1 protein-coding gene and 1 pseudogene are annotated in these 3,350 nt (G+C 65.7%); both read left to right on the forward strand.

Annotation, left to right across the window (positions count from 1 at the left end):
• The first annotated feature begins 163 nt into the window (after window positions 1-163).
• A complete protein-coding gene (infB, locus tag J0I64_RS03650; RefSeq protein ID WP_291406257.1) occupies window positions 164-2,953 on the forward strand; it encodes a translation initiation factor IF-2 in 2,790 nt (929 codons plus the stop codon).
• A 105-nt stretch (window positions 2,954-3,058) separates the two neighbouring features.
• Window positions 3,059-3,350 (forward strand): annotated as a pseudogene (locus tag J0I64_RS03655) (HAD family phosphatase); the annotation flags it as partial.

Consider the following 3,350-nt stretch of genomic DNA (forward strand, 5'->3'; position numbering starts at 1 on the left):
ACAACGACGCGGCGCGACCCGCAAGCCCGGAAGCAAGAAGGGCGCGACGGTCGGCTCCGGCGGGCAGCGGCGCAAGGGCCTCGAGGGCCGCGGGCCGACCCCGAAGGCGGAGGACCGCGTCTACCACGCGGCGCACAAGCGCAAGGTGGCCGACGAGAAGCGCGTGCCGACCGGACGCGGCGGCCCGGCGCGCGGCACCGAGCGTGCCGGCACGTCGCGCGGTCCTTCGCGCTCGACGGTGGTCGTGGAGAAGCGCACGCGCGTGGTTCCCAAGCCCGCCGGCGTTCCCGCAGGTGGTTCCCAGGCTGGCGGTGGCCGCCCGGGTGCTTCCGGACGTCCCGGCCAGGGCCGCCCGATGCAGAATCAGCGCCCTGCGCTTGGCCTTTCGGCTGCCGAAGCGGAAGCCCGCCAGCGCGCGCTTGCCCTTGCCGGCGCCCGCGCCGCCGAGGACAAGGAACGCTTTGCCGCTGAAGAAGCACGCCGTATCGAGGACGACAACCGTCGTCGCCAGATCCGCGAAGAAGCTGCCCGCCAGGAAGAAGAACGCCGCCAGGCTGACGAAGCCCGTCGCGTCGAGGAAGAGGCCGCAGCCCGCGCTGCCGCCGCGCCCCCGGCCCGCGAGCCCGAGCAGCAGCGCGAGCCCTTCGTTCCGGCCAGCCAGCGCAATCCCGGCCCGACTCAGGTCCGCACCGTTGCAGGTCGCCCCGGTCAGGCCGGCCGCCCGCAGCGCAGCGAACGCCCCGAACGTGGTGCCGAACGCCCGACCGGCCGTCCCGATGGTGAACGTCCCGCCGGCGCCCGTCCCACGGGTGACCGTACGCGTCCTGCCGGCACTGCCGGCGCGCGTCCCGGTGGTCCCGGTGCCCGCCCCGCGGGTGACCGTCGCCCCGGTGCCGGCATGGCCCCGATCGGCAATGTGCCGCCCGCGGCCCCCAGCGAGGCCGATGGCCGTCGCATTCGTACCGGCGCGCCGCAGCAGCGTCCGACGACCGAAGCGGAACTCGAAAATGCCCGCCGCGCCTCGCGCGCTCAGCCCGAGCGTCCGTCGCGCCGTGGTGATGAAGGTGCAGCCCGTGGCCGTCTGACGGTCTCGAGCGCCACCACCGAAAACGATCGTGATCGTGGTCCGTCTCTGGCGGCCATGAAGCGTCGTCGCGACAAGAAGATGGGCCGCAACCAGCAGGATGCGCCAAAGCTCAGCCGCGAAGTCGTGATCCCGGAAGTCATCACGGTCGGCGAACTCGCCAACCGCATGGCCGAACGCTCCGTCACCGTCATCAAGATGCTGATGCAGCAGGGCCAGATGGCCAAGATCACCGACGTGATCGATGCCGATACGGCTGAACTCATCGCCAGCGAACTCGGCCACACCGTCAAGCGCGTGTCCGAAGCCGACGTTGAAGAAGGTCTCTTTGACATTCCGTCCGACGACAAGGCCGAGGATCTGACCGATCGTGCGCCGGTCGTGACCATCATGGGTCACGTCGACCACGGCAAGACTTCGCTCCTCGACGCGATCCGCGAAGCCAATGTGGTTTCGGGCGAAGCCGGTGGCATCACCCAGCATATCGGCGCCTATCAGGTCGAAAAGAACGGCACCAAGATCACTTTCCTCGACACCCCGGGCCACGAGGCGTTCACCGCCATGCGTGCCCGCGGCGCCCAGGCGACCGATATCGCGGTGCTGGTCGTGGCGGCCGATGACGGCGTCATGCCGCAGACCATCGAATCCATCAAGCACGCAAAGGCGGCTGGTGTTCCGATCATCGTGGCCATCAACAAGATGGACAAGCCGGAATCGAATCCCCAGCGCGTCCGCACGGAACTGCTTCAGCACGAAGTGTTCGTGGAAACCATGGGCGGCGACGTGCTCGACGTCGAGGTTTCGGCCAAGACCCGTGCCGGTCTCGACAAACTCCTCGAAACCATCCTTCTCCAGGCCGAAGTCCTCGAGCTCAAGGTCGCCCGTGACGGTCGCGCCGAAGGTATCGTGGTCGAAGCCAAGCTCGATCGCGGTCGTGGTGCCGTGGCAACCGTTCTCGTCCAGCGCGGTACGCTGCGCGTCGGCGACATTCTCGTTGCCGGCACCGAGTTCGCTAAGGTGCGCGCCCTGATCAACGACAAGGGTGAGCAGGTCAAGGAGGCCGGTCCCTCGGTTCCCGTGGAAGTTTTGGGCTTTACCGGCGTGCCCTCGGCCGGCGATCGTTGCTCGGTTGTCGAAACTGAAGCGCGTGCCCGCGAGGTCACCGAATATCGTCAGCGCGCCATCCGTGAAAAGACAGCCGGCGGCGGCGCCACCAGCCTCGAGCAGATGATGAATCAGCTCAAGGCCAATGGCATCGCCAAGTTCCCGCTGATCATCAAGGGTGACGTGCAGGGTTCGGTCGAAGCCATCGTCGCTTCGCTCGAGAAGCTCGGCACCGACGAAGTGTCGGCCCAGATCCTGCACCAGGGCGTCGGTGGGATCACCGAATCCGACGTGACGCTGGCGACTGCCTCCAAGGCCGTCATCATCGGCTTCAACGTCCGTGCCAACAAGCAGGCTTCCGAGCTCGCTGGTCGCGAAGGCATCGAAATCCGCTACTACAACATCATTTACGACCTCATCGAGGACGTGAAGGGTGCCATGTCGGGTCTTCTCGCACCCGAGCGTCGCGAAACCTTCATCGGCTACGCAAAAATCCTCGAAGTCTTCCAGATCACCAAGGTCGGCAAGGTTGCCGGTTGCCAGGTCACCGAAGGCATTGTGGAACGCGGCGCCGGGGTGCGTCTGCTGCGCGACAACGTCGTCATCCACGAAGGCAAGCTCAAGACGCTCAAGCGCTTCAAGGACGAAGTTAAGGAAGTTCAGACCGGTCAGGAATGCGGTATGGCCTTCGAAAACTACGAAGACATCCGCGCCAACGACGTCATCGAATGCTTCCGCGTCGAGACGGTCCAGCGCACGCTCTAAAGAGCTGCCAGTTTACAAAATTAAGGGCGCGGCCAAGGCCGCGCCCTTTTTGTTTGCCCCTCATCGACACCCATGCATAGCTGTCCGAACGCTTGGGGAATGCCGATGAAAACGATCTTGATGGATGTCGATGGAGTGCTCGTATCCGGCCGCCCGCAGGATGGCGCCCACCTTTTCACCGATCTCGAAAGAGATCTCGGCATCCCTCTGCCGCTGCTGCAGAGCACGTTCTTCAAGCCGCATTGGCCCGACATCGTCACCGGCAAGAAAGACCTAATGCCCGAACTCGCCGCGGTCTTGGCCGAGATCGCGCCTGATGTGCCGGCCCAAGCCCTTGTCGACTACTGGTTCCGAAATGATTCCCGCGTTCAACCTGACGTGCTCGAAGCCATGGACG

The sequence above is a fragment of the Devosia sp. genome (assembly GCF_017307565.1).
Taxonomy (GTDB): Bacteria; Pseudomonadota; Alphaproteobacteria; order Rhizobiales; family Devosiaceae; genus Devosia.